The sequence below is a fragment of the Streptomyces tateyamensis genome, from assembly GCF_003205575.1.
In the GTDB taxonomy this organism is placed as follows: Bacteria; Actinomycetota; Actinomycetes; order Streptomycetales; family Streptomycetaceae; genus Kitasatospora; species Kitasatospora tateyamensis.
The window spans coordinates 31,335-51,295 of the sequence record NZ_PYBW01000155.1 but is presented as its reverse complement, the minus strand read 5'-3'; the positions used below and the strand labels follow the sequence as shown (position 1 = coordinate 51,295).

Annotated in this window: 15 protein-coding genes, 1 tRNA gene and 1 pseudogene; 11 read left to right on the top strand and 6 right to left on the bottom strand. The window is 73.6% G+C overall.

Annotated elements, in window-relative coordinates; genetic code table 11:
• Positions 1–137: 137 nt before the first annotated feature.
• The 3 genes from C7C46_RS30670 to C7C46_RS30660 all read left to right on the top strand — a co-directional run bounded on the left by C7C46_RS30670 (position 138) and on the right by C7C46_RS30660 (position 2,021).
• Positions 138–572: a molybdenum cofactor biosynthesis protein MoaE gene (locus tag C7C46_RS30670; RefSeq protein ID WP_245985210.1), complete on the top strand. Its 435-nt coding sequence runs from the start codon at positions 138–140 to the stop codon at positions 570–572.
• Positions 573–734: 162 nt separating this feature from the next.
• Positions 735–917, top strand: coding sequence for a hypothetical protein (locus C7C46_RS30665; protein WP_110673195.1), 183 nt, complete (start codon positions 735–737; stop codon positions 915–917).
• A gap of 42 nt (positions 918–959) precedes the next feature.
• Positions 960–2,021: a YlbL family protein gene (locus C7C46_RS30660; protein ID WP_110673194.1), complete on the top strand. Its 1,062-nt coding sequence runs from the start codon at positions 960–962 to the stop codon at positions 2,019–2,021.
• Positions 2,022–2,034: 13 nt separating this feature from the next.
• Here the strand turns inward: C7C46_RS30660 and C7C46_RS30655 are convergent, their stop codons facing one another.
• On the bottom strand, positions 2,035–2,601 hold the full coding sequence (locus C7C46_RS30655) for a PPA1309 family protein (RefSeq protein ID WP_110673193.1): 567 nt from the start codon (positions 2,599–2,601) through the stop codon (positions 2,035–2,037).
• Between the two features lie 172 nt (positions 2,602–2,773).
• Between C7C46_RS30655 and C7C46_RS30650 the strand changes: the two genes are divergently transcribed.
• The 6 genes and pseudogenes from C7C46_RS30650 (at position 2,774) to C7C46_RS30625 (ending at position 13,987) form a co-directional block, all read left to right on the top strand.
• Positions 2,774–5,656, top strand: coding sequence for a UPF0182 family membrane protein (locus C7C46_RS30650; protein ID WP_110673228.1), 2,883 nt, complete (start codon positions 2,774–2,776; stop codon positions 5,654–5,656).
• Between the two features lie 79 nt (positions 5,657–5,735).
• Positions 5,736–5,809: transfer RNA gene (locus C7C46_RS30645), tRNA-Met, on the top strand.
• A gap of 183 nt (positions 5,810–5,992) precedes the next feature.
• The gene (locus C7C46_RS30640; protein WP_110673192.1) at positions 5,993–7,810 is read left to right on the top strand and encodes an AfsR/SARP family transcriptional regulator; all 1,818 of its coding nucleotides are present in this window, start codon (positions 5,993–5,995) and stop codon (positions 7,808–7,810) included.
• A gap of 265 nt (positions 7,811–8,075) precedes the next feature.
• Positions 8,076–9,644, top strand: a complete 1,569-nt coding sequence (locus C7C46_RS30635; RefSeq protein ID WP_425470147.1) for a chitinase — start codon at positions 8,076–8,078, stop codon at positions 9,642–9,644.
• A 68-nt stretch (positions 9,645–9,712) separates the two neighbouring features.
• The gene (locus C7C46_RS30630; protein WP_110673190.1) at positions 9,713–11,743 is read left to right on the top strand and encodes a glycosyl hydrolase family 18 protein; all 2,031 of its coding nucleotides are present in this window, start codon (positions 9,713–9,715) and stop codon (positions 11,741–11,743) included.
• Positions 11,744–12,036: 293 nt separating this feature from the next.
• Positions 12,037–13,987, top strand: a pseudogene (locus C7C46_RS30625) (tetratricopeptide repeat protein).
• 22 nt (positions 13,988–14,009) lie between these two features.
• Here the strand turns inward: C7C46_RS30625 and hisN are convergent.
• The 5 genes from hisN to C7C46_RS30600 form a co-directional block, all read right to left on the bottom strand.
• Positions 14,010–14,807, bottom strand: coding sequence for a histidinol-phosphatase (gene hisN / locus C7C46_RS30620; RefSeq protein WP_110673189.1), 798 nt, complete (start codon positions 14,805–14,807; stop codon positions 14,010–14,012).
• A gap of 43 nt (positions 14,808–14,850) precedes the next feature.
• Positions 14,851–15,174: a DMT family transporter gene (locus C7C46_RS30615; RefSeq protein ID WP_110673188.1), complete on the bottom strand. Its 324-nt coding sequence runs from the start codon at positions 15,172–15,174 to the stop codon at positions 14,851–14,853.
• A gap of 81 nt (positions 15,175–15,255) precedes the next feature.
• Positions 15,256–16,311 carry a ribosome small subunit-dependent GTPase A gene (gene rsgA / locus C7C46_RS30610; RefSeq protein WP_110673187.1) on the bottom strand — a complete coding sequence of 352 codons (1,056 nt, stop codon included), beginning with the start codon at positions 16,309–16,311 and terminating at the stop codon, positions 15,256–15,258.
• Positions 16,312–16,329: 18 nt separating this feature from the next.
• Positions 16,330–17,655, bottom strand: a complete 1,326-nt coding sequence (gene aroA / locus C7C46_RS30605) for a 3-phosphoshikimate 1-carboxyvinyltransferase (RefSeq protein WP_110673186.1) — start codon at positions 17,653–17,655, stop codon at positions 16,330–16,332.
• 95 nt (positions 17,656–17,750) lie between these two features.
• Positions 17,751–18,461, bottom strand: coding sequence for a M50 family metallopeptidase (locus C7C46_RS30600; protein ID WP_110673185.1), 711 nt, complete (start codon positions 18,459–18,461; stop codon positions 17,751–17,753).
• Positions 18,462–18,550: 89 nt separating this feature from the next.
• On the opposite strand from C7C46_RS30600, the gene C7C46_RS30595 reads away from it, so the two are divergent.
• Together C7C46_RS30595 and C7C46_RS30590 are read left to right on the top strand one after the other, a co-directional pair.
• Positions 18,551–19,309, top strand: a complete 759-nt coding sequence (locus C7C46_RS30595) for an SOS response-associated peptidase (protein WP_110673184.1) — start codon at positions 18,551–18,553, stop codon at positions 19,307–19,309.
• On the top strand, positions 19,303–19,947 hold the full coding sequence (locus C7C46_RS30590) for an alpha/beta hydrolase family protein (RefSeq protein ID WP_181442622.1): 645 nt from the start codon (positions 19,303–19,305) through the stop codon (positions 19,945–19,947). Before C7C46_RS30595 ends, C7C46_RS30590 begins: the two co-directional genes overlap by 7 nt.
• Positions 19,948–19,961 lie beyond the last annotated feature (14 nt).

Genomic DNA, 19,961 nt, shown 5'->3' with positions numbered 1-19,961 from the left:
GCCCGCGAGCGCCGCCGGTCCTTGCCCGGCCTGCAAGCGCCGTCCTGGTCCCTCCGGAGCCCGGGCGGTTGCGCGGCCCTGGGCTTGGACACTTCGACAATTGCCGGTCCGGCCCGCCGATGGCGGATCATTGGAGCATGTCCGAGAACCACGATCCCATCCGCCTGCTCGCGATCCGCGAGACCCCGCTCTCGCTGGACGAGGTCCACGCGGCGGTCGGTGACGACGCGGCCGGCGGCACCACGCTCTTCGTCGGCACCGTCCGCGACCACGACGGCGGCAAGTCGGTCGCCGCACTGGAGTACAGCTGCCACCCCAGCGCCGAGCAGGAGATGCGCCGGATCGCCGAGAAGGTGGTCGCGGACTTCCCGGTGCGGGCGCTGGCCGCGGTGCACCGGGTCGGCCGGCTGGCCATCGGGGACACCGCGGTGATCGTCGCGGTCTCCTGCCCGCACCGCGGCGAGGCCTTCGCGGCGGCCCGCAAGCTGATCGACGACCTCAAGCACGAGGTGCCGATCTGGAAGCACCAGGTCTTCACCGACGGCGACGAGGAGTGGGTCGGCGCCTGCTGATCCCCCGTCAGGCCGCCCCGGGGTACCGTTCGGCCCAACCGGGCATACGAATGCGCCCGCCGAGTGGCAGTGGCTGACTCGCCGTAACCCGGATGGCCTCAGCACCGTTCTGTCTGCGGGCGGTTAATGTGCTGATAGGCACGACGAACTGGGAGGACGGACATGGCAGCGCTGGCCTGGTTGGGGATCCCCGTCGTGGCGGGGGTGATCGCCGTCCTCTGGGCGGCCTGGGCCGCCCGCCCGCGGAGGGCGACGGGGGACGGTGCCTCGCTCGCCGAGCACGAGCGTTTCCTGGCGGCGATGGAGCGCAGCACCGGCAGCCACCGGGTGCCGGACGGGCACTGACCCGGCGGGCGCGCGGTGGACCGGGTCCCGTACTGTCGTGGCATGCCACGCCGCTCTGCGACGATGCTCGCCGCGACCCTCACGCTCATAGCGCTGCTCTGCGTCTCCGTGCTGCTGCCGGTGCCCTACACCCAGCTGAGCCCCGGGCCGACCTACAACACGCTGGGCGCCCAGGACAAGAGCGGCACCCCGGTGATCAGCGTCTCCGGGGCGACCACCTACCCGACCACCGGCCACCTGAACATGACCACGGTTCAGGTCACCGGCGCCAACTACGAGCCGAGCCTGGTCTCGGTGGTGGTCGGCTGGCTGCGCAACGACCAGTTGGTGGTGCCGCACGACACCATCTACCCCAAGGGCGAGACCGAGCAGCAGTCCCAGCAGCAGAACGCCCAGGACTTCGCCAGCTCCCAGGACAGCGCCAAGACCGCCGCGCTGACCCAGCTCGGCCACCAGGTGGGCAGCAAGGTGATCGTCTCCAGCGTGGTGGACGGCGCCCCGGCCGACGGCAAGCTGCATCCGGGCGACCAGCTCCTCGCGGTGGACGGCGCCCAGGTCACCACGGCCGCCCAGGTGGCCCCGCTGGTGTCCAAGAAGAAGCCGGGCGACACGGTGGTCTTCACCGTCGCGCCCAAGGACGGCTCGGCGCACAAGGACGTGCCGATCGTCACCGCCAAGGCGCCGGACGCCGACCGGGCGATGGTCGGCATCGTGCCCGGGACCTCGCACACCTTCCCGTTCACCGTGGACATCGGGCTGCAGGACGTCGGCGGGCCGAGCGCCGGGCTGATGTTCGCGCTCGGCATCGTGGACAAGCTGACCCCGACCGACCTGACCGGCGGCAAGTTCGTGGCCGGCACCGGAACGATCGACGACGACGGCAAGGTCGGCCCGATCGGCGGCATCTCGATGAAGGTGATCGCCGCCCGCGAGGCCGGCGCGCGCTACTTCTTCACCCCGAGCGACAACTGCGACGAGGCGAGCCGGGACACCCCGTCCGGGCTGCGGCTGATCAAGGTGGACACGCTCGACGACGCACTCAAGGCACTGGGCCAGGTCCGGGCCGGACAGGACGCGGCACTGCCGTCCTGCCCGGCGCACTGACCGGTCGTCAGGCTCAGGAGAACGTCGCCAGCAGCGCCTTGGTCAGCCCCGGGACCAGCTCGGGACCGGTCAGCACCTCGCGGGCCAGGTCCTTCTCCCGCAGCCGCAGCGCCGTCTCCTTCTTCCCGTCGCGCAGCACCGCGGCGGTAATCCGGACCTCCTGGCGGCTGGGGTGGTTGGCCACCCACTCGGCGATCTGCGCCTCGCTGGCGTTGGCCGGCCGGCTCTTCTCGGCACCCGGCGGGAGCATCAGCCGCTCCACCACCAGCGCGCAGCCGGTGACCGCGTCCGGCCAGGCGATGGTGCCGAGGAACTCGTCCAGCGCCATGCCGTCGGGCAGTTCGTCCTGCAGGACCGGGGTCAGCTCGCCCTCCGGCGCGGCCTCCAGCCCCAACTGCCTGGCCACCTTGGGGTCGGTGCGGCGCAGCCGGGCGCTGTCGACCAGGGCGAACAGGCGGGCGGGCTGGTCCCAGCCGAGACCGGCGGAGTACTCGTCGATCTCCAGGGCGGCGCGGGTGAGGGGGCTGGCGGCCGGCGGCAGGCCGGCGGCCTGGGCGGCGGTGTCAGGGGCTTCGGACATGGCCCCATCCTCACATGTCGGGGGCGCCCCGGGTCGCGGGCGGGGCCGCAGTGCGCGGGGGTGGGTGGGAACCAGGCGGACGGGCGGTTAAGTTGCTCTGGTGGGCCGCCGGTCCGCCGGCGCCGTGCGCCGTCCGCCCCACTCCCGCAGAGGTGCCGCCTTGGTCTTCCAGATGCCCGACCGTGAAGGTCCGGCGTACCGTCCGAGGGTCGGACCGCCCTCCCGCCGTGCCCGGGTGCTGCTGCTGACCCTGGGCGTACTGGCGCTGCTCTTCCTGGCCTTCGTGCTCTTCTCCGGGTTCTGGACGGACTGGCTCTGGTTCAGGTCGGTGCACTACTCCGGGGTGTTCCGCACCCAGCTGTGGACCAAGCTGGGCCTGTTCGCCGTGTTCGGGCTGCTGATGGCGCTGTTCACCGGCGCGAACATCTGGCTGGCCCACCGGCTGCGGCCGCCGCTGTCGGCGATGTCGGTGGAGCAGCAGAGCCTGGACCGGTACCGGATGGGCATCGCGCCGTTCCGCAAGTGGCTGCTGATCGGCGTCTCGCTGCTGGTCGGCCTGGTCGCGGGCGCCGCGGCGGCCGGCCAGTGGCGGCTGTGGCTGCTGTGGACCAACGCCACCCAGTTCGGCGTGAAGGACAGCCAGTTCCACCGGGACGTCGCCTTCTACGCCTTCGACCTGCCCTGGTACGAGTTCCTGCTGGGCTTCGCGTTCAGCACGGTGGTGGTCTCGCTGATCGCCGCGCTGCTGGTGCACTACCTGTACGGGGGGCTGCGGCTGCAGGGTCCCGGGCGGCGGGCCAGCGTCGGGGCGCAGGGCCACCTGGCGGTGCTGCTGGGCGTGTTCGTGCTGCTGAAGGCGGTGGCGTACTGGCTGGACCGGTACGCGCTGGCGGTGAAGACCGGCGCCTACAAGGGCGTTGACGGCTACACCGGGCTGCGCTTCGTGGACGCCAACGCCTACCTGCCGGCCAAGACCATCCTGTTCTGCGTGGCGCTGATCTGCGCGGTGCTCTTCTTCCTCACCCCGGTGCGGCGCACCTGGGCCCCGGCGCTGATCGGCTTCGGCCTGATGGCGCTGTCGGCGGTGCTGATCGGCGGGCTCTACCCGGCGATCGTGCAGCAGTTCCAGGTCAAGCCGAACGAGCAGGCCAAGGAGGCGCCGTACCTGAAGAAGAACATCGACGCGACCAGGCAGGCCTACGGGATCGCGGACAGCCAGACCCAGCAGTACAGCCCGAACGGCTCGACCGACGCGGCGGCGCTGGGCCCGGACGCGCAGACCATCGCGGACATCCGGCTGCTGGACCCGAACATCGTCTCGCCCACCTTCGAGCAGGTCGAGCAGCAGCGCTCGTACTACGGCTTCCCGAACACCCTGGACGTGGACCGGTACAACACCCCGCAGGGCGTGCAGGACACCGTGATCGGCCTGCGCGAGCTGGACCTCTCCGGGGTGCAGCAGCGCAACTGGATCAACGACCACTTCAAGTACACCCACGGGTACGGGGCAGTCTCGGCCAAGGGCAACCAGGTCAACGACAAGGGCCAGCCGGTCTTCACCGAGTCCGGCCTGCCCGCCACCGGCACCCTGGGCGACTACGAGCAGCGGATCTACTACGGCGAGAACACCGGCACCTACTCGATCGTCGGCGGCACCAACCAGGAGATCGACTACACCGCGGACGGCGGCGACAAGACCTACCAGTACCAGGGCGGCAGCGGCGTCTCGCTGGCCAACCCGATCACCAGGGCGGCTTACGCGGTCAAGTTCAGCGAGCCGCAGATCCTCTACTCCGGCGCGATCGGCAACGGCGCCCGGGTGCTCTACGACCGCACCCCCAAGGAGCGGGTGGAGAAGGTCGCGCCCTGGCTGGCGATCGACGGCGACGCCTACCCGGTGGTGCAGAACGGCCGGATCACCTGGGTGCTGGACGGCTATACCACCTCGGACGGCTACCCGTTCTCCTCCAAGACCCCGCTGGGCGACGTCACCAAGGACTCGCTGACCAGCCAGCGCGGCGGCGTGCTGACCGCGTCGAACCAGGTCAACTACATCCGCAACTCGGTCAAGGCCACGGTGGACGCGTACACCGGCGAGGTGACGCTGTACCAGTGGGACGACCAGGACCCGGTGCTGAAGACCTGGATGAAGGCCTTCCCCGGCACGGTCGAGCCGCGCAGCTCGATCCCGGCCGCGCTGCTGCCGCACCTGCGCTACCCGCAGGACCTGTTCAAGGTGCAGCGCGACCTGCTGGGGATGTACCACATGACCGACCCGAACTCCTTCTTCAACGGGACGGACATCTGGCAGGTCCCGGTCGACCCGACCAACGACCGGGGCCAGGCGCAGCCGCCGTACTACCTGACACTGCGGATGCCGGACCAGGCGGCCAGCACCTTCTCGCTGACCAGCACCTTCGTGCCGGCCACCCGGGACAACCTGGCGGCCTTCATGGCGGTGGACGCCGATCCGGGCCCGGACTACGGGAAGATCCGGATCCTCAAGGTGCCCAGCGACAGCAAGACGCTCGGCCCCAAACTGGTCCAGTCGCAGTTCAACTCCAACCAGGCGGTGGCCCCGCAGCTGACCCTGCTGAAGAACGGCAGCGACGCCGACGTGGAGTACGGCAACCTGCTCACGCTGCCGGTCGGCGGCGGGTTCCTCAACGTGGAGCCGGTGTACGTCAAGGGGCGCGGGGCCAACTACCCGGTGCTGCAGAAGGTGCTGGCGGTCTACGGCAACGACAAGGTGGCCTTCGAGAACACCCTGGGGCAGGCGCTGACCAGTGTGCTCGGCTCGGCGCCCGGGGCCACCGGGACGGTGCCCAGCGGCGGGGGCACCACGACCCCGCCCGCCGGCGGCGGGACCACCACGCCGCCGAGCGGCGGGGCCACCACCGACCCGGCGCTGCAGAAAGCGCTGGACGACATCCAGAAGGCCTACGGCGACAGCCAGAACGCGCTCAAGGCGGGTGACTGGACGGCCTACGGCAACGCCCAGAAGGCGCTGCAGGACGCGATCAACGCCGCGGTGGCGGCCGAGCACAAGTCCTGAGGCGCGGCCCTGCGCGCACCGTCGATTCGGTGGTGTGCGCAGGGCCGTCCCCTCACGTGCTATGGTTCAACCACAACGACGCGGGGTGGAGCAGCTCGGTAGCTCGCTGGGCTCATAACCCAGAGGTCGCAGGTTCAAATCCTGTCCCCGCTACGATGACCGAAGGCCCGGAGGATTCCTCCGGGCCTTCGGTGTTTTCCGGACGCGGTCCGCTGACCGTGCGAACGGCGATTGTCGACGACCCGACAAGTTTTTCCCCCGGCCGTGTTGACGTGGCCTATGGTCTAGTCCACCGTGTGGTCCACCTCGCGGGTGCGGGGGAGAGGGGGCGCGGCGATGGAACCGGGGGGCGCGGCCGGCCTGCGGTACGAGCTGCTCGGGCCGCTGCGGGTGCGCCGGGGCACGCAACTGCTGGCGGCCGGGCCCGTGATGCAGCGCGCGGTGCTGGCGGTGCTGCTGCTGGCCGGCGGCGAGCCGGTGCCCCGGGAGCAGATCGTGCAGGGGGTCTGGGGCAGCCGGGCCGGGGTCAACGCGCCCGCCCTGGTGGCCACCTACGTGGCCCGGCTGCGCCGGGTGCTCGACCCGGACCGGCCGCCGCGCAGCCTGGGCGGGGTGCTGGCCACCCGCGGCACCGCCTACCGGCTGGCCCCCGGCGAGCTGGACCTGCACGCCTTCGAGGCGGCCCGGGCCCGAGCCAGGGCCGAGCAGGCGGCGGGCGAGCCGGCCCGGGCGGCGCAAACCCTCCAGGAGGCGCTGGGGCTCTGGCGCGGGGCTGGGCTGGACGGGCTGCCGGGGCCGTTCGCCGCGCTGCACCGGGCCCGGCTGGCCGAGCTGCGGCTGGCCGCCCAGGAGGAGTACTGGGAGCTGGCGCTGCGGCTGGGCCGGCACCACGAGGCGGTGCCCGAACTGCGGTTGCTGCTGGCCGCCCAGCCGCAGCGCGAACGGCTCTGCGCGCTGCTGATGCTGGCGTTGCACCGGGCCGGGCGGCCGGCCGAGGCGCTGGCCGCCTACGGGCGGCTGCGCCGGCAGCTGATCAGCGATCAGGGGCTGGAGCCCGGGCGGGAGGTGACCGCGCTGCAGGCCCGGATCCTGCGCGCCGACCCGGAGCTGGCGGCGCCCGCGGGGCCGCCGGGGCCGGCCCTGCGGCCGCTCTGCGTGCCCGCCCAACTGCCCAGCGACCTGGCGGACTTCACCGGACGCTCGGCCCAGCTGCGGGTACTGGTGCGCCAGCTCGGCGGGGGCCGGCGGGCCGGCGCGGTGCCGGTGGCGGTGGTCAGCGGCCCGCCCGGCACCGGCAAGACCGCGCTGGCCGTGCACGCGGCGCACCGGCTGCGGGCGCAGTACCCGGACGGGCAGCTGTTCGCCGCACTGCACGGCGCTGACCAGCAGCCGGTGCCGCCCGGTGAGGTGCTCGGCCGCTTTCTCGCCGACCTCGGGGTGGCGCCGGCCGAGCAGCCGGGGGAGCCGGAGCGGCGGGCGGCGCTGTTCCGCTCGGTCAGCGCGGGGCGCCGGCTGCTGCTGGTGCTGGACGACGCCGCCGGCGAGGCGCAGCTGGCGCCGCTGCTGCCGGGCTCGCCGAGCTGCGCGGTGCTGGTCACCGCCCGCGGGCGGCTGGCCGCGCTGCCCGGGGTGCGGGCAGTGCCGCTGGACCAGCTGGCGCCGCTGGAGGCGGAGCGGCTGTGGCGGCGGCTGCTGGCCGAGGCCGGGTTGGCCGGGCTCCCGGTGGTGGCGGCGGACCAGGCGGCGGTGCTGGCCGCCTGTGAGGGGCTGCCACTGGCGCTGCGGGCGGCCGCGGCCCGGTTGGCCGCCCATCCGGGCCGGGGGCCGGCCGCGCTGGCCGCCCGGTTGACCGATCCGGCCGCGCGGCTGGCCGAACTCAGCCCGGCCGGCGGTGGTGTGGCCGCCGCGCTGGACTCCGCGCGCCGCCGGCTGGCCCGGGCGCCGGGCGGGGCGGCGGCGCTGGCCCTGTTGGCTCGGCTGGCCGCCGCGCATCCCGGTGGAGCCGACGAAGTATCGTGCTCCCCGGAGGAGTTGCTGGAGCTGCTGGCCGAGTACGGACTGGCGGTGCCCACCCCCGCGGGCCGTTACCGGATCCCTGCGCTGACCGCCTCGTTCGGGCGGGCGGCGGATGGAGCGCGGATGGAATCCGGATGACCGCGCGGCGTCCGCGACTCGGGCCGCCCGGCGGCTGACCGGCCGCGATGCGATACGGGGTGAGGGGCCGTCAAGTCCCGGGTGCCGACTGCCGCGGGTCGGGCCGTGCGGCTGTCCCGGTCCTCTTGACCGGGTATTTGGTCTAGTCCACTCTGAGTCCGCCGTCGGCACGAGCGGAGCAGTGCGGGCCGACGGCGCAGCGCGCTCCCCCCACGGCTCCCCATCGCCCCCACTCGCCGCCCGGCGACGATCCAAGGAGCAGAACGTGCAACGTGCGACCAGAGTGACCCACTCCAGACCCGAGCGGCGCCACCGGCGCCCGGGCGCCCGTGCGGCGCTGGCCTCGACGGCCGCGCTGGCCGTGATCGCCGGCAGCAGCCTGCTGCTCGCCGCGGGCGGTGACGCCAGTGCCGACGCGCTCAACCTGCTGCAGAACCCCGGCTTCGAGAGCGGCACCCTGCAGGGGTGGAGCTGCACCGCCAACTCCGGTGCGGTGGTCGGCAGCCCGGTGCACAGCGGCAGCCACGCGCTGCAGGCGGTCCCGGCCGGCAGCGACAACGCGCAGTGCACCCAGCAGGTTTCGGTGCGCCCGAACTCCGCCTACACGCTCAGCGCCTGGGTCCAGGGCAACTACGTCTACCTGGGCGACAGCGGCACCGGCGGCACGGACACCTCCACCTGGAGCACCAACGCGGCCTGGAACCAGTTGAAGACCAGCTTCACCACCGGCCCGAGCACCACCAGCGTGACCGTCTACCTGCACGGCTGGTACGGCACCGGCGCCTACGCCGCCGACGACCTGCTGCTCACCGGGCCCGGCGGCGAGACCACCCCGGCCTCGCCCAGCACGGCGCCGCCGACCACCGCGCCCCCCACCACGGTGCCGCCCACCACCCAGCCGCCGACCTCGCCGCCGCCCACCTCGCCCACCCCCACGGGCCCGAACAAGCACCGGCTCACCGGCTACTGGCAGGACTTCGACAACGGCGCCACCGACCAGCGGATCAGCGACGTCAACCCGGCCTACGACATCATCGCGGTGGCCTTCGCCAACGCCACCGGCACGCCCGGCGCGATCTCCTTCGCGCTGGACGGCACCCTGTCGAGCAAGCTGGGCGGCTACACCGACGCCCAGTTCAAGGCGGACATCGCGGCCAAGCACGCGGCCGGCAAGAAGGTGATCGTCTCGGTCGGCGGTCAGAACGGCACCATCTCGGTGAGCGACGCCGCCTCCGCGGCCAACTTCGCCAACAGCGCCTACTCGGTGATCCAGGCCTACGGGTTCGACGGGATCGACATCGACCTGGAGAACGGGGTCAACTCGACCTACATGAGCCAGGCGCTGCACTCGCTGGCGGCCAAGGTGGGCAGCGGCTTCGTGCTGACCATGGCCCCGCAGACGATCGACATGCAGTCCACCGGCATGGAGTACTTCAAGCTGGCGCTGGCCACCAAGGACATCCTGACCATCGTCAACATGCAGTACTACAACTCGGGTTCGATGAACGGCTGCGACGGCAACGTCTACTCCGAGGGCACCGAGAACTTCCTCACCGCGCTGGCCTGCATCCAACTGCAGGGCGGCCTGGCGCCGAGCCAGGTGGGCCTGGGCGTGCCGGCCTCGGGCAGCGCCGCGGGCGGCGGCTACCTGTCGCCCAGCGTGGTCGACGCTGCCCTGGACTGCCTGGCCGCCGGTACCAACTGCGGCTCCTTCAAGCCCACCACCAAGTGGCCCGGCATCGGCGGTGCGATGACCTGGTCCACCAACTGGGACGCCAGCAACGGCAGTTCCATCGCGACTTCGGTCGGCGGCCACCTGCACGCGATGCCCTGACCGGACAGCGGGGCCCCACACCCCGCGACCGACGTCTCTCACCCCCACAACAGAGAGAAGACACCCGCATGCGCAGAACCAGTCGATCCGCCTGGGCGGTGACCGCCGCGGCCGGACTCCTGCTGGGCGGCGCCATGTCGGCGCTCGGCATGGCCCACGCCGAGGCCACCGGCACCGCCACGCCCGCCGCGGTCCCCGCCAACACCACCGGAGCCGCCGCCACCTCCGGCGGCATGAAGGTGGCGTACTACGACCAGTGGGCGGTCTACCAGAACGCGTTCTACCTGAAGAACGTGGACACCACCGGTGAGGCGAGCAAACTCACCACCCTGATCTACGACTTCGAGAACATCGACCCGACCAACCTGACCTGCTTCGAGGCGAACTCGGCCGCCTCGCAGGACGAGAACAACCCCAACGCGGGCGACGGGGCCGGCGACTCGTTCGCCGACTACGGCAAGACCTTCGCCAACGGCAACTCGGTGGACAACTCCACCGACACCTGGAACCAGCCGATCGCCGGCAACTTCCACCAGCTGCAGGAGCTCAAGGCCAAGTACCCCAACCTCAAGGTGGTGCTCAGCCTGGGCGGTTGGACCTACTCCAAGTACTTCTCGGACGCGGCGGCCAGCGACGCCTCGCGCAAGAAGTTCGTCTCCTCCTGCATCGACATGTTCATCAAGGGCAACCTGCCCTCGCAGGGCGGCTATGGCGGCCCCGGCACCGGCAAGGGGATCTTCGACGGCTTCGACATCGACTGGGAGTACCCGGGCGGCGGCGGCCACACCGGCAACCACTCCTCGACGGCGGACAAGCAGAACTTCACCGCGCTGCTGGCCGAGTTCCGGTCCGAGCTGAACACCCAGGGTGCCGCGGACGGCAAGACCTACTCGCTCTCGGCGGCGCTGCCGGCCGGTCAGGACAAGATCCGGTCCGTCGAGACCGACAAGATCGGCCAGTACCTGACCTTCGCCGACCCGATGACCTACGACATGCACGGCGGTTGGGAGGCGACCGGCCCCACCAACCACCAGGCGCCGATCTACGACAACCCGGCCGACCCGTCCAACCCGATCGCCCCGGGCACCTCCAAGTACTCGGCGGACGAGGCGATCAAGGCCTACACGGTCGGTGACGCCCAGTACGGCATCCCCGGCGGCTTCCCGGCGGGCAAGCTCAACATGGGCGTTCCGTTCTACTACCGCGGCTGGACCGGCGTGGCGGCGGGCAGCAACCACGGCCTGTTCCAGGCGGCCACCCAGCCGGCGCCCGGCGCGCCCGACTCCGGCAACGTGGCGGGCACCCGGATGTACAAGGAGCTGTCCGGCGTGGTGGACAACCCCGCCGACACCTTCTGGGACCCGGCCGCGCAGGCCGCCTGGTTCTACGACGGCACCAACTTCTGGTCCGGCGAGAACAAGCAGTCGATCCAGGCCAAGGCCGACTACCTGCACTGCAACGGCCTTGGCGGGACGATGATGTTCTCGCTCTACGACCTGGACCCGGCGGCCACCCTGTTCAACGCGGTGGTGACCGACACCAACGGCTCGGCGAGCAACTGCCCGGCCCCGCCGACCGGCACGCCCACGCCCACCCCGACGCCGACCCCGACCCACAGCCCCACGCCGACTCCCACCCCGACCCCGACCCCGACCCCCAGCCCCACGCCGACCCCGACTCCCACGCCGACCCCGACCGGTCCGTCCGGCGGCGGGGTGGTCAACGGCGGCTTCGAGTCCGGCGCCCTCTCCCCGTGGACCTGCACCGGAAACCTGGGCTCGGTGGTGAGCAGCCCGGCGCACTCCGGCTCGCACGCCCTGGCGGGCGCTGCCAGCGCCAGTGACGACGCCCAGTGCTCGCAGACCGTCACGGTCAAGCCCAACACCACGTACACGCTGGCCGGCTGGGTGCAGGGCAACTACACCTACCTCGGCGTGACCGGCTCCGGCGCGGACACCTCGACCTGGACCTCCGGCTCCGGCTGGTCGCAGCTGTCCACCAAGTTCACCACCGGCGCCTCGGTCACCTCGGTGACCATCTGGGTGCACGGCTGGTACGGACAGGGCACGTACTACGCGGACGACTTCAGCCTCAGCTGAGTCCCCCGTAGGCCGACCCGGCCACAGCAAGAGGCGGTGCCACCCCTAAGCGGTGGCACCGCCTCCGCTACTATGGGGCCAAGATCCGCACCAAGCCGTGCGGCAGGGGGGTTTGTGAGGCGCAAGTGTCGGGAAGTCGACAAAGCGCCGAAGCAATCTCCGCCGGCTTCGGTCCGGCCCGGCAAAATCGCGCGGGCAGGTGTACGCGGGTGTTCGGGTGATGCGACGATGGACCAGTTGGGGGACGAGGCGCGGCTGTTGACGAGCCGTGAGCCGTCACGCGTCCCCGCGGGATGCCACGACACTCGGGGGGAGCGGGAGTCGGCATGAAGCTGATCGGCAGGCAGCCGGACACCGACGTCACCACCGCACCCGTGCCCGCCCAGCGCGGCCTGGGCGGCCCGCTCCCGCGCCCGGGCTACGGCCCGGAGAGCCTGGAGCCCGTCCCGGCCCCGCCGCTCGCCGGCCGCCACCCGCAGCCGGCCGGCCCGCCGGCCGTGCCCGGGGGCACCACCGCCGAGGCGTCGGAGGTCGCCGCGGGCGACAGCGACAGCTTCGAGAGCGAGCTGGCCGCCCGCGAGTGCGCCGCCCTGGAGACCCGCCACCGCGCCGCCGCCGACACCGGCGACCCGGGCGCCGCCAGCCAGTTGGGCGCGCTGCTGCTGCGCCGCGGAGACCTGGACGAGGCCGAACCGTATCTGCGGCGGGCCGCCGCCGCGGGGCTGCGCGCCGCCGCCAACAACCTGGGCGTGCTGCTGCACCAGCGCGGCCACCGCTCGGAGGCCGGCCAGTGGTGGCGCCAGGCCGCGGTGGCCGGCAGCGCGCCGGCCGCGCACGCCCTGGGCCTGCACCTGCGCGACCACGGTGACGAGGAGTCGGCCGAGTACTGGCTGCACTTCGCCGCCGAGCAGGGGCACGCGCTGGGCGCCTACGCCCTGGGCGACCTGATGGAGCACCGGCGCGACGTGCGGGCCGAGCGCTGGTTCCGGCTGGCCGCCGACGCGGGCCACCGCGAGGCCGCCTACCGGCTGGCCCGGATGCGCGAGGCGGCCGGCGACAAGGACAGTGCCGAGACCTGGTACCGCACCGCCGCGGTGCGCAGCCACGCCAGGGCGGCGCTGCGCCTGGGCGTGCTGGTCGAGGAGCGCGCCAAGGGCGAACAGCGCCTGCGCGAGGAGGCGGCCCGCTGGTACCGGCAGTCCGCGCAGAACGGCGAGCCGCGGGCCGCCTGCGCGCTGGGCTTCCTGCTGCGCGACACCGGCGACCTGGTCGCCGCCGCCGAGTGGTGGCGCGAGGCCGCCGAGGCCGGCGACGGCAACGCGGCCAACGCGCTGGGCGCGCTGCACGCGGGCCGCGGCGAGGACAAGGAGGCCGAGCGCTGGTACCGGGCGGCGCTGGAGGCCGGCGACCACAACGGCGCCTTCAACCTGGGCCTGCTCTGCGCCTCCACCGGCCGCGAGGCGCAGGCCGAGCAGTGGTACCGCCGGGCCGCCTACGCCGGCCACCGGGAGGCCTGCAACGCGCTGGCCGTGGTGCTGCTGCAGCGCGGCGACGAGGCCGGCGCCGAGCCCTGGTTCTCCAAGGCCGCCGAGGCCGGCAGCGTGGACGGCGCCTTCAACCTCGGCATCCTGCACGCCGGCCGCGGCGAGCAGCGGATGGCCCACGAGTGGTACGCGCGGGCCGCTGCCGAGGGCCACGGCGAGGCCGCGCTGCAGCTGGCGGTGGCCAAGGAGCAGCGCGGCGACCTGGGCGCCGCGCTGGACCGCTACCAGCAGGCCGCCGAGGCCGGCTCGGCCGAGGGCGCCTTCCGGCTCGCCGTGCTGCTGGACCGCCGCCAGGCGGCCCCGGAGCAGGCCGAGCACTGGTTCGCGGTGGCCGCCGACGCCGGCCACAGCCGGGCCCAGGTCCGGATGGGCGTGCGGGCCGCCGAGCGTGGCGCGCTGGAGATCGCCGAGAGCTGGTACCGGCGGGCCGCCGAGCACGGCAGCCGCAGCGCCGCCTTCAACCTCGGCCTGCTGCTGGCCCGTCAGGAGCGCGAGGCGGAGGCGATGCTCTGGTACACCCGGGCCGCCGACGCCGGCCACGGCCGCGCCGCGCTGCGCCTGGCCCTGCTCGCGCTGCGCCGCGGCGAGCCGGTGCAGGCGGAGAACTGGTGCCGCCGTGCCACCGACCTCGGCCCCCCCCGAGGTGGCCGAGCGCGCCGCCCGGCTGCTGGACGCGATGCACCCGGAGATGACGGCCTGACGGTCCGTCGCCCGGCGGTGCGTCAGACGCTCAGCCGGCGCAGCGCCTCGTCGTGCAGCAGGCCGTTGGAGGCGACCGCGTCCGCGCCGCTGGGGCCGTCGATGCCGTCCAGGCCGGTGAAGCGGCCGCCGGCCTCCTGGACCACGATGCACGGGGCGGCCATGTCCCACAGGTTCAGTTCGGGTTCGGCGGCGATGTCCACGGCGCCTTCGGCCACCATCATGTAGGACCAGAAGTCGCCGTAGGCCCGGGTCCGCCAGCAGGCGCGGGTCAGGTCCAGGAACGGGTCGAGGCGGCCGCGCTCCTCCCAGCCGGAGAGCGAGGAGTAGGAGAGCGAGGCGTCCTCGATCCGGGCCACCGAGGAGACCTGGATCCGGCTCGCCTTGGCCAGGCTGCGCCCGGCGTAGGCGCCCAGGCCCTGCGCCGCCCACCAGCGCCGTTGCAGGGCCGGCGCGGAGACCATGCCGACCACCGGCTGCTCCACCCCGTCCGGGCCGACCTCCAGCAGCGCGATCAGGGTGGCCCAGACCGGCACCCCGCGGATGTAGTTCTTGGTGCCGTCGATCGGGTCGATCACCCAGCGCCGGGGGCCCGAGCCGACCAGGCCGAACTCCTCGCCCATCACCGCGTCCCGCGGCCGCGCCCGCTGCAGCACCCCGCGCACCAGTTCCTCGGCGGCCTTGTCGGCGTCCGAGACCGGGGTCAGGTCGGGCTTGGTCTCGATCGTCAGGTCGAGTGCCCGGAACCGGTCCAGGGTGATCGAGTCGGCCGAGTCGGCGAGCACGTGGGCGAGGCGGAGGTCATCGTGGTAGTCGGCCATGGGTCGAACAGTACCGCTCGGGTGCCCCGGTGCCGGGCAGCGTTCAGTGGCCGGACCCGCTGATCTGCAGGCCCACCACGCCGGCGATCACCAGGGTGATCGAGACCAGCTTGAGCACCGAGGTGGACTCGTCCATCCAGACCATCCCGTAGACCGCGGTGCCGGCCGCGCCGATCCCCGTCCACACCGCGTACGCGCTGCCCACCGGCAGGTGCTTGAGCGAGAGGGTGAGCAGGCCGAAGCTGCTCAGCGCGAACAGCGCGAAGGCGATGGTCGGCAACAGCTTGGTGAACCCGTGGCTCAGCTTGAGGTTGATGGCGAATCCGGTCTCCAGCAAGCCCGCGAGGACCACCATGAACCAGGCCACTGCGCCTCCTCCGTCGTGGTCGGCCGTGCGCCGCTCTCCTTATGATCGGCAATCAGCGGGTGGGCGGCACCCGGTGGCGGTTCAGTCCTCCTCGCGGGGGTCCCGGGAGGAGAGCAGCCGGCGCAGCGAGTACAGCCGGGCCGGGTCGGCGTGGCCGTCCGCCACCCAGGCGTCCAGCGCGCAGTCCGGCTCGTCGTGGCTGCAGGCGCGCGGGCAGTCGGCGGTGCCCGGCTCCAGGTCGGGGAAGGCGAGGATCACCCGGGACGGGTCGATGTGCGACAGGCCGAAGGACCGGAAGCCGGGCGTGTCGATCACCCAGCCCGGGTCCAGCGCCTTCTTCGAGCCCGGCTTGGCCCCCGGCGGCGGGGGCAGCCGCAGCGCCAGGGCCGAGACGGTGGTGTGCCGGCCGCGCCCGGTCACCGCGTTGACGTGCCCGGTGGTCCGCTGGTGGGCCGGCACCAGGGCGTTGACCAGGGTGGTCTTGCCGACCCCGGAGTGCCCGATGAAGACCGTGGACAGCCCGCGCAGGTGCTCGCGCACCGCCTCCGCCCCGTCCGTGGCCAGCACGTCCCGCCGGGTCACCACGTACTGGATGCCGAGCGGGGCGTAGGACTCCAGCAGCGGCTCGGCCGGGGACAGGTCGGACTTGGTGAGCACCAGCAGCGGCTCCATGCCGGCGTCGTAGGCGGCCACCAGGCAGCGGTCGATCAGCCGCGGGCGCGGCTCCGGGTCGGCCAGCGCGATGACGATGGCCAGCTGGTCGGCGTTGGCCACCACGATCCGCTCGTACGGGTCGTCGTCGTCCGCGGTGCGGCGCAGCACCGAGCTGCGCTCCTCGACCCGCACGATCCGGGCCAGCGTGTCCGGCTCGCCGGACAGGTCGCCGACCAGGTTGACGGTGTCGCCCACCACCACGCCCTTGCGGCCGAGCTCGCGGGCCTTCATCGCGACCACCTCGCGCTCGCGCTTGGTGCCGGCCTCGACCAGGCAGGTCACCCGGCCCCGGTCGACGGTCAGCACCATCGCCCCGGCGGCGTCCTCGTGCTTGGGCCGGGTCCGGGTCCGGGGCCGGGAGCCCCCGCGGGCCGGGCGGTTGCGGATGTCGTCCTCGTCGGCGTCCTTGCCGTAACGGCGCATGGTGCTGGTCCTCCCTGCTCAGCCGGCCGCCCGGCCGAGCAGATCGGTCCACATCTCGGGGAAGTCGGGCAGCGTCTTGGCGGTGGTGGCGATGTTCTCCACCTCGACGCCGGGCACCACCAGGCCGAGCACCGCGGCGGCGGTGGCCAGCCGGTGGTCCTCGTAGGTGTGGAACACGCCGCCGTGCAGCGGGCGCGGTCGGATCCGCAGGCCGTCGGCGGTCTCGCTGACGTCGCCGCCCAGCTCGTTGATCTCCTTGGCCAGCGCGGCCAGCCGGTCGGTCTCGTGCATCCGCAGGTGCGCGATGCCGTACAGGTGGGACTCGGAGTCGGCCAGCGCGGCGACCGCGGCGATCACCGGGGCCAGCTCGCCCACGTCGTGCAGGTCGACCTCGATGCCGTGCACGGCACCGGTGCCGGTGAAGCTCAGGCCCTCGTCGGTGAATTCGGCCCGGCCGCCCATCTGCCCGAAGATCTCGCGCAACTGGTCGCCCGGCTGGGTGGTGTGCCGGGGCCAGTCCCGCACCGTCACCTGACCGGCCGTCACCAGCGCGGCGCCGAAGAACGGCGCGGCGTTGGACAGGTCCGGCTCGACCACCAGGTCGCGGCCGAGCAGCGCGCCCGGGGTGACCCGCCAGACGTCCGGCTCGCCGCCGTCCTCCGGCGCGTCCACCTGGACGCCGGCCAGGCGCAGCATGTCCACCGTCATCCGGATGTGCGGCAGCGAGGGGACCGGGCCGCCGGTGTTGCGGACCTCGACGCCCTGGTTGTAGCGGGCGCCGGAGAGCAGCAGCGCGCTGACGAACTGCGAGGAGGCCGAGGCGTCCAGCTCGACCACGCCGCCGTCCAGCGCGCCGGTGCCGTGCACGGTCAGCGGGAAGCCGCCGCGGCCGCCGTCCTCGATCCGGGCGCCGAGCGCGCGCAGCGAGTCGATCACGCCGTGCTGCGGGCGCTCGTGGCTGCGCGGGTCGCCGTCGAAGTGCACCGCGCCGTCGGCCAGCACGGCCAGCGGCGGCAGGAAGCGCATCACGGTGCCGGCGTTGCCGACGTCGATCCGGGCCGGCCCGCTGAGCCGCGGGGCCGGGATGATCCGCCAGGCCTCGCCGCCGCCGGTGCCGCCGGCCGAGTTGTTGACCTGCTCCTCGATGCCCACGCCCAGGGCCCGCAGGCCGTCCGCCATCAGCTGGGAGTCACGGCTGCGCAGCGGACGGCGCACCCAACTGGGCTCGCCGGCCAGCGCGGCCAGGATCAGCGCGCGGTTGGTGACGGACTTGGAACCGGGGACGGTGACAGTCGCGTCGACGGCGCCGGTCGCAACCGGTGCGGGCCACAGGGTGTCGGTCATGCGGTCAGTCTAGGTGCGGCGGCCCGGGAACCGGCCCACCGGCCGAGGGGTGGACGACGGCGCCGCGAGTGCGTTCGCCCCGTCCCGGCGGCGCGCTAGCCGGTGAGCAGCCAGCCGCCGCCGACCCCCAGGCAGACCAGGGCGACCACGGTGAACAGCGCGACCCACACCAGCGCCGGGGCCCCGGTGAGCCGGGCCAGCTGGTCGGCGTCCGAGTCCCGGGCCCCGCCGCGGCGCCGCTTGCGCTGCAGCTCCAGCACCGGGCGCACCCCGGCCAGCAGCAGGAACCAGACGCCGAGGAAGGCGAAGCCGGCCTGCAACTGCGGGTCGCCGAACCAGGAGACGGTGAAGAAGGCCGCGCCGGTGACCACCACCGAGAGCACCCCGAACGCGTTGCGGATCATCACCAGCATCCCGGCCAGCAGCAGCACGGCTATCCACAGCAGCGCGGTGATCCGACCGGCGGCCAACAGGGCGGCGCCGCCCAGGCCGAGCAGCGGGGGCGCGGTGTACCCGGCCGCCGCGGTGAGGATCATGCCGGGCCCGGTCGGCCGGCCGGCCGAGACGGTCAGCCCCGAGGTGTCCGAGTGCAGCCGTACCCCGGCCAGCCGGCGCCCGGTGACCAGCGCGGCCAGCGCGTGCCCGCCCTCGTGCGCCAGGGTCACCACGTTGCGGCTCAACCGCCACACCGGGTGCGGCAGCACCGCGAGCAGCGCGGCGCCGCCACAGGCCAGCACCAGCCAGTGCGGCGGGTCGGGCTGGGTGCCGACCGCCTGCTGCCAGAGCTGGTCGAGACTGTGGTTCATCGCGGGTCCCTGGGTCGGCCGGGCGGGGGTGGGCAGCCTCCCACGCCCAGACGTCCCGGTGGTAGCCGGCGGTTGCATAGGGTGGCCGCATGTGTGGTCGATTCGCGGCGAGCACGAAGCCGGAGGACATCGTCGAGCTCTTCGGGGTCGCCCAGTGGGACCCCGAGGAGGCGCTGGCGCCCAGCTGGAACGTGGCACCGACCGATCCGGTGCTGGCGGTGCTGGAGCGGCTGCCCAAGGGCGGCGGCGCGCCGGTGCGCCAGCTGCGGCGGCTGCGCTGGGGCCTGGTGCCGGCCTGGTCGGGCACGCCGGAGACCGCGGTCAAGATGATCAACGCCCGGGCCGACACCGTGCACGAGAAGCCCGCCTACCGCCAGGCCTTCGCCGCCCGCCGCTGTCTGATACCGGTGGACGGCTACTACGAGTGGCAGACCTTCGAGCCGGCCGGCGGCAAGGGCCGGCCGCGCAAGGTCCCCTACTTCGTGCACCGGGTGGACGGCGCCCCGCTGGCGCTGGCCGGCCTGTACGAGTTCTGGCGCGACCGCGCGCACCCCGCCGACCACCCGGGCGGCTGGCTGGTGACCTGCACCATCGTCACCACCGAGGCCGAGGAGCTGCTGGCCCCGATCCACCACCGGATGCCGCTCTTCCTGCAGCCCGAGTCGTTCGCCGCCTGGCTGGACCCGGGCCTGGACAATGCGGAGCAGGCCCGGTCGCTGCTCCAGGCGCCGCGCCCGGGCCTGCTCGCGGCCACCCCGGTGGGCACCGCGGTCGGCAGCATCCGCAACAACCACCCGGGGCTGACCGCGCCGGTCACCCCCGAAACGGAAGGGGCGCTGTTCTGGTGACGGACCGTCGGACCCTGGTCGAGACCCCGGCCGGCCCGGCCGCGATCAGCTGGCACCGGGCCGCCGAGCCCCGCCTGGTGCTGGCCCTCGGGCACGGCGCGGGCGGCGGTGTGGAGGCACCGGACCTGGCCGCGCTGGCCGCCGCGCTGCCCGCGGGCGGGGTGAGCGTGGCGCTGGTCGAGCAGCCCTGGCGGGTGGCCGGCAAGAAGCTGGCCCCGGCTCCGAAGACGCTGGACGCCGGCTGGCTGCCGGTGGTCGGGGCGCTGGCCGCCGAGGGGCTGCCGCTGGTGGTCGGCGGCCGCAGCGCCGGCGCCCGGGTGGCCTGCCGGACCGGGGCGGCCGGCGGCGCGGCCGCGGTGCTGGCGCTGGCCTTCCCGCTGCACCCGCCGGGCCGGCCGGAGCGCTCGAGGGCCGCGGAACTGCTCGGCAGCGGGCTGCCCACCCTGGTGGTGCAGGGGGAGCAGGACACCTTCGGCACCCCGGCCGAGTTCCCGCCGCTGCCGGCCGGCCACCGGCTGGTGCCGGTCCCGGCCGCCGGGCACGGCTTCAAAGTGCCGAAGTCCGCACCACTCACCCAGCAGGCGGCGCTCGGGCTGGTCACCGCGGCGGTGGCCGACTGGCTGGCCGGGCTCGGCTGAGTGGCGCAGCCGGG

Excerpts from the sequence above, each read along its gene's own strand:
- C7C46_RS30670 (WP_245985210.1), top strand. The coding sequence starts at position 138 with ATGTCCGAGAACCACGATCCCATCCGCCTGCTCGCGATCCGCGAGACC.
- C7C46_RS30665 (WP_110673195.1), top strand. The coding sequence starts at position 735 with ATGGCAGCGCTGGCCTGGTTGGGGATCCCCGTCGTGGCGGGGGTGATC.
- C7C46_RS30660 (WP_110673194.1), top strand. The coding sequence starts at position 960 with ATGCCACGCCGCTCTGCGACGATGCTCGCCGCGACCCTCACGCTCATA.
- C7C46_RS30655 (WP_110673193.1), bottom strand. The coding sequence starts at position 2,601 with ATGTCCGAAGCCCCTGACACCGCCGCCCAGGCCGCCGGCCTGCCGCCG.
- C7C46_RS30650 (WP_110673228.1), top strand. The coding sequence starts at position 2,774 with ATGCCCGACCGTGAAGGTCCGGCGTACCGTCCGAGGGTCGGACCGCCC.
- C7C46_RS30640 (WP_110673192.1), top strand. The coding sequence starts at position 5,993 with ATGGAACCGGGGGGCGCGGCCGGCCTGCGGTACGAGCTGCTCGGGCCG.
- C7C46_RS30630 (WP_110673190.1), top strand. The coding sequence starts at position 9,713 with ATGCGCAGAACCAGTCGATCCGCCTGGGCGGTGACCGCCGCGGCCGGA.
- hisN (WP_110673189.1), bottom strand. The coding sequence starts at position 14,807 with ATGGCCGACTACCACGATGACCTCCGCCTCGCCCACGTGCTCGCCGAC.
- rsgA (WP_110673187.1), bottom strand. The coding sequence starts at position 16,311 with ATGCGCCGTTACGGCAAGGACGCCGACGAGGACGACATCCGCAACCGC.
- aroA (WP_110673186.1), bottom strand. The coding sequence starts at position 17,655 with ATGACCGACACCCTGTGGCCCGCACCGGTTGCGACCGGCGCCGTCGAC.
- C7C46_RS30600 (WP_110673185.1), bottom strand. The coding sequence starts at position 18,461 with ATGAACCACAGTCTCGACCAGCTCTGGCAGCAGGCGGTCGGCACCCAG.
- C7C46_RS30595 (WP_110673184.1), top strand. The coding sequence starts at position 18,551 with ATGTGTGGTCGATTCGCGGCGAGCACGAAGCCGGAGGACATCGTCGAG.